Origin of the sequence: Bartonella sp. TS82HLJMH (assembly GCF_042193495.1) — a bacterium.
GTDB classification, from domain to species: domain Bacteria; phylum Pseudomonadota; class Alphaproteobacteria; order Rhizobiales; family Rhizobiaceae; genus Bartonella; species Bartonella grahamii.
The window spans coordinates 60,837-66,851 of sequence record NZ_JBHILU010000012.1; the positions used below are offsets into that span (position 1 = coordinate 60,837).

General features: G+C 38.1%; 5 protein-coding genes. All 5 read right to left on the bottom strand.

The genetic code is table 11. The features are described from left to right. Positions 1-2,062 precede the first annotated feature (2,062 nt). From virB11 to ACFIKO_RS06955, 5 genes are read right to left on the bottom strand one after another with little or no spacing between them, the layout of a single operon-like run. The gene (gene virB11, locus ACFIKO_RS06935) at positions 2,063-3,124 is read right to left on the bottom strand and encodes a P-type DNA transfer ATPase VirB11 (RefSeq protein ID WP_375619113.1); all 1,062 of its coding nucleotides are present in this window, start codon (positions 3,122-3,124) and stop codon (positions 2,063-2,065) included. Then, the gene (gene virB10, locus ACFIKO_RS06940) at positions 3,099-4,256 is read right to left on the bottom strand and encodes a type IV secretion system protein VirB10 (protein ID WP_375619295.1); all 1,158 of its coding nucleotides are present in this window, start codon (positions 4,254-4,256) and stop codon (positions 3,099-3,101) included. Before virB10 ends, virB11 begins: the two co-directional genes overlap by 26 nt. Next, on the bottom strand, positions 4,256-5,062 hold the full coding sequence (gene virB9, locus ACFIKO_RS06945; protein WP_375619112.1) for a P-type conjugative transfer protein VirB9: 807 nt from the start codon (positions 5,060-5,062) through the stop codon (positions 4,256-4,258). The genes virB10 and virB9 overlap by 1 nt, the downstream gene beginning before the upstream one ends. A 13-nt stretch (positions 5,063-5,075) precedes the next feature. After that, a complete protein-coding gene (locus ACFIKO_RS06950; protein ID WP_375619111.1) occupies positions 5,076-5,777 on the bottom strand; it encodes a virB8 family protein in 702 nt (233 codons plus the stop codon). After that, positions 5,774-5,917 (bottom strand): TrwH protein, encoded by a 144-nt coding sequence (locus ACFIKO_RS06955; protein ID WP_375619110.1) that lies wholly within the window; start codon positions 5,915-5,917, stop codon positions 5,774-5,776. The genes ACFIKO_RS06950 and ACFIKO_RS06955 overlap by 4 nt, the downstream gene beginning before the upstream one ends. Positions 5,918-6,015: the final 98 nt, after the last annotated feature.

The window sequence follows — 6,015 nt, forward strand, 5'->3', positions numbered from 1 at the left end:
TAATCAGTCATTGTTTTGGTATTTATTCTGTTGTGCCGTAAAACACTATCGTATTTAAGATGTGGTAATTAAAGTGGTTAGAAGGTGAAAGCTGCTAGGCGAGAAGGCGTATTATTTGCAGGTTAGTTGCGTGTTAAGAAGCTTCGTCCTTTGAGGTGGTAGGTGGAGTCTGTTAGCCAATTACGTAAACTAGAGCAAAATCTACGTGGACAGGTTTTTAACCTAATCTCTCTTATATATTGTGATAGGAAATTCACATTAATAAAAATCACAACCGGTTGCAGAAAAAAGAAATCATTGCGAAAAAACAAGCGTGCTTGTTTTAAAGTTTTTAATGCTTCTGATTATAAGGGCACGCGAAAATCTTCTGTAGTATCACGCAGACCTTTCATATTCTCGAGCCAAGAATTGTCCATATATCCCCTTCAATCTGATCTTCACGAATTGATGCAAGAGATGGGTACGAGCACCTGTAAGAATAAGCAGACGCAAAGTCAGTTGTATTATTATTGTTGCTTTGCAGAGTGTTTGATAAAAATCTAGAACATTTCTCCAATTTATTGTCGGTTTATTAGTGATTTTATGACGTTGTTTCTCTAAAAGAGCTTTTGCTGTTGCAGCTTTTATCTATCAGATGGGAGCTAAGAGTATTACTTATCATCTCTGTTGGCGTAATCTCCGAAACCGGTATACAGCCTCCTAATTTTTTGGGAGTATGAAGCTGTAAAGGTGCAAACCAGTTTGCATTTTGGTCGTCATTTTTAGTTCAGTTTTATGACTTTCAAAAGCGTCTAGAGTAATGCCTTTTAAATAATAGAGATTACGCATTGCTTCACGCTTTTGTTTCTCTCGTTCTTTAAAAAGATCACAACCCTTATGCAAAACAGAACGCCCCAAAGCAAATACATTTGGCTTGTCAATTTACGCGCTTGTTTTAAAGAACCCTCTCTTTAAAGTTCCCAAGCTCATTTCGCGACAGGGCTTGTGGAGGGTATAAGGGTAAAGTCCCGATGAACAATATAAAATTTGTAGAGCATTTCTATCTTTACACTTCATAAAAGAGCAAGCTGGGCGCCATTATACACTTTGCCAACTCCCAATGTTGCGACAGTTTTTGGCATTTGGGACGGTTTATAAGAGGCATTTTTAGTGCTTTTTTATACAGTTTCATTCTACACGGTTTTATTTATTTGGAATGTGTAAGAGACATGTAATGAGAGAATCCTATGCTACTAAGATCTTTTATTCAACATGCAGAATAATGAATACTCTTTATAAATCAATGTGATGTATCTTAAGAAGAGGGATTTTAAATCTGTGCTTTTAGGAATTTTCGTTTTTTGAGGTGCAGAGAAGAGAGCAGGAATATTCAGAGTAGAGCTTACCTTGTGTAATCTATGGATATCGTCTTTAGGATGGGGATATAAGCCACGTAATATGGTTAGCAAAGCTTGCTTAAGAGAAATTTGGTTGTTTACGAACAGCCGGAGGTTAAGTTTTCGTCCGAAGAAGACGTTGATATGCCACTATACTTTTTATTACCAAATAGAAAGTGGTTTATAGATGCTAAATCGAAATGATAGTTTATTTCGTATGAGGTTTTCCGTATCTGGAGATTGTTTGGTTAAAAAACACATTTATTAATCACTTGAAAATAGCACTTAGAATTTTTAAACGATAAGTTTTGGTCTTGATGACGATAATTGTTTGTGATGATCGAAAGTATCTATTTTACAAAGCTTTCATTGATAGGCGATTCAAAATTTATTCTTTTCTTTTGTTGAAATATTTATTTTATAGCTATTTTTTTTTGCATCAAACATACTTTTATCAAAAGATAAATGGAAACAATGATCAAAGGTAAGAAAATAGAGAGAGCCTTATGTATAATTTGGTTTTCTCGTAAAGTTGTTGTCTATTAACTTTTTTCTTCTTTTATTCATGAAGAGTGTAGAAAATGCATTGGAGAAGTAAAGAGAATAGGAAAAGTTAAAAAATAGCCGTAACTAATTGTTACGGCTATTTTTTGTTTGTATCATATTACCGAGAGAGGAAGTTCCCCTTAAGCGATTTTTGATTTGGCAAAAATCGGGTCGTAAAAGACTTCAGAGAGTTTTCTATCTTTAAAGAACAACACTACGTCAACTGTTGTATAGAGAACGATTTTTATCATTTCTAACTCGAGTTGCCGGCCAATTTCTGATCTTTTAATCAAAGTGGCACATCGTTCAAATGTCTGCAAAGCGCTGTTGGCATGCGTTGTTGTAATCGATCCGGGATGACCAGTGTTGAGTGAATTGAGATATTCCCATGCTTCATTACCTCGCAATTCAGCGAGAAAAATTCGGTCGGGCGACTGACGCATACACGCATCTAGGCATTCTTCAGCTGAAACACGGCCTACATTGTTACCATAAATCATATGTACATGATTGGGATGATTGGGTAGAAAAAGCTCATGAACATCTTCAATTGTGATGATACGCTCCTCTACAGGGACCTTTTCAATTAAAGAGCGAGCAAATGTTGTTTTACCAGATCCTGTCTTGCCTGCAATAATAATGTTGCGTTTGTGAAAGACACATTCTTGTAAAAATTCAAGAATTTTCCCATCACGTTTATGTTGCAAAAGTTGAACTTCAAATGGCTCCAACCGTGTGAAGTCCTGCTTCGATAACAAGTTATTTGCTTCTTTTTCCGAAGGTTTGTTAAAACTTACGTCGGAGAAATCATCAAATGCACCTTCTTCTTTGAGTTCTTCTAACGTCTTAACTATAAGAGAATGTTTACGAATTACAAAAGAAAGAGCACCATCAACGACAGCTGGTGTTTGTATAATTGTACCACGTTGTCCACCAGGCAATAGCACATAATTAATACTTTTGGGAGCCATACCGTTATAGACGATAATAGCTGTAATGAGCGTTTGCAAAAAAGTGGTTGTTAACTCTGGTACGTTATGTACTTGCCAACCCTTAAAGCTTTTCGTCCATACTTCGCAGGGGCGGCAAATCGATAATTCAGTGATCGAGGGATCTTCTAAGAAACAATCAAGCGGTTGTAGAAGCTGAAAAACTGCTTGATCTTTCTGTATCGGGTTAACGTGTGACAAGACTGTAGACATCGCTGAAATCCAGATCACGAGCAACAAAAATATTTACTCGTTCGCCTTGGTTTTTGTAAAGTGTTGGTGTGATATTGATGGAATTTTGAAGAACATCGATTGCTATAGATTCAGCATTCTGAGCACCGTTATTTTGTGAGTTCTCTTTATTTTCTTTGCTGATTTTACTAACTTTTCCTTTTACCCATTCTCCTAAATCACCGATAATGCTTACCATAATTGCACTACCAAATCTCTCCCAAAAGTGTCTGTCAACCCAGCCACCAATACCCGCTTCACCCAAAGGACCTGTGCCAGGTGAGTCAAGATTGACAACAACACCAGAAGGCGTTTCGATGCGTAACCATTGCACAAACACGCGCGTTTGTCCTTGTTGTATGCCACTTTGGTAAAAACCAACGACTTTAGAACCACGGTCAAGCAAAACAACACGACCACTTGTGGAATAAATATCGCGTGTTAAATGACACGTCGTCATTCCGGGTTGTGATGTAATGATCTTTGTTTCTAACGTGCAATCTATTTGCGTTCCTTGCGTAATCAAAAAGTCACGGTTACGAAGTTGCACCGCATGTGATTGACCTAAACGCACAGGCTGAAGGTTATCAAATAATACGCCACTACCTCTATCATTATTCGATGCTTTATTATTTGTATCTGTAGATCCTTCGCTACCACCGCTGTTAAGGCTAGAACTGAGCATACGTTTGCGTGCTAATTCTTCAGAATCTTGGAGCATATGTGGAGGAATGGCTGTTTGAAGAAGCTTACTCAAGGCCGGTGGAATATCCAAGTTTGAATCTTCTATTTGTGTTGATTTTTCTGCTTCTTCTACAATCTTTGGCTCTTCTATAATCCGAGGGACATAGTTTGGTATAATTTGCTGTACTATTTGTTGTGGTTTTTCTTCCTCAACTTCCACGGTATTACGCATTTTAAAAGCTTTCCAAGTCAAGGCAATCGGTATCGTTACTATAACAATAAGTCCTACCACTAACAATGCACGGGTACCTGGAATTGTCGGACGACGTTCAGAACCTAGTTCCGACCCTCCATAAGTACCTTCAATATGTTTTTGCTCGACGTTGTCCAGTTTTGTACCTTTTCCCTCTCCTTCCTTATTGTCAAACATCATTTTCCTCCTTTATTGATACGATAAACCACCGAAGATACTGTCCCTGTTGTGTTTGGTACGCCATTGGGGTCATAGGCTTCATTAAAAACAGCTAGAGCGCGTTTACCAAGCCGTATGAGCCATTTAGGATTGACTTTATGGACGGCGATAATATCATTAGAACTGCCGATAACGGTGCGTGGTATTAAGCTTTCATTGCCTTCAGCATCTACGACATAAATCGATGGCATATCCATGTTAGCGGGAAATTTGAAGTAAGTAATACGCCCATTGTCCCAAGCATTTATCGGAGCAATGTCTTGGTGACCGCTCATGGTATAACTGAGATTATAGCCTTTGACACTTTGGTGAAAACCACGTTCAATCGCAAGGCGTCGGCTATTTTCTTCTGACTTTTCATCATTTGAATCGGGATAATGGAAAGCTAATTCATATGTTGATCCCGCACGGTCATTTCGAAATTGTAGTCGGAATTTGTAACTCCGTTTGTCAGTTACAACGATGAGATTGGTATTGGCAAGTTCTGCTTTTGGTTTAATAAAAATATGCCGCCCTTTATGAGCAAAGGCATAGGCTTCTGAATCGCCAAAGGCATGAGTGATATACTGTTCACCTTCTTCAAGAATAATATGTGTTGCTACACCAAGAACTGTTTCAATTTGAACCACATCGGCTTCGTTATATGTTATATAGCGAATGCGGTGATCATATTGTGAATTTGATGGACTTTTTAGCGCCTGCACAGGTACCGTATAAAGAGAAGAAAACGAAGACAATAGAACAACGAACGCAAGTTTTTTCATAACAATCAATTCCTTAATCATTTAACAGTATTTCTGGGTCAGAACGGTAACTTGTTATTTGAAAACCAAGGGGGTTAAGCAATCGATCAGATGATTTCATGGGTGCACCGACATAGGTGTAACCAATTGTTGCAATCTGGTGCTGTTTTGGTCCGGTAGCAGCACCGCTGCTGTCAAGTTGCTGAGTCGTAAAACGTACAGTTGCTTGACCGAGTCCATTAAGCTGGATTGATCGTACTTTAACTGTGATACGTGCTTTATTGGAAAGCACTTTGTCCCGTGCATTTTCTCCATCATAGATTTTATAATATTCTTGTTGAACAGATGCCGCACTTAAAAGTGCTGTTGTGTCATAGTTCAGTTGAATGGTATCGTAGTCGTAAGTTTCCCGGTTAAGCACATATTGGTTTAGCCAATATCTATCTACAACTTCACCATAGCTTTCTTCGTGTTCACGCATGATTGATATAACATCAACTGCACCCGTCGTATTATCAACGCGCAATACTAGGGGAGTTGGAGCTGGTTGAGAAAATCCAACAACTCCACATATCATACCGAATAAGCCAAAAAGACCAACAGTACTCGCTACACGCCATGCCGTTCTGCGCGACCTTATAAATTCATTGATAAGATCACGTTCTAAGCCACGGCTTTCTTCATAATAACTGCTAAGTTGTTCGGCTTTCACTGGTTTTGCTTGTTTTGTTTTCATCTGTCTCCTCGCTTGATTTCGGCAGGGATTGTTTTATTAATAGGCACACGGTTCCTATCATTGGGCTGTTTTAGCTTTGGTGCTAATGCACAAGCTGACAAAATATTTGCAATCAAAATTATAAGAATGATCGACTTCATTTTAATATGACTCTTTTTCATTGTTATATACATCATGATATTTATTATCATTATTATAACTTTGACACTAAAGTAAAGTGTATAGTTTACGATAATTG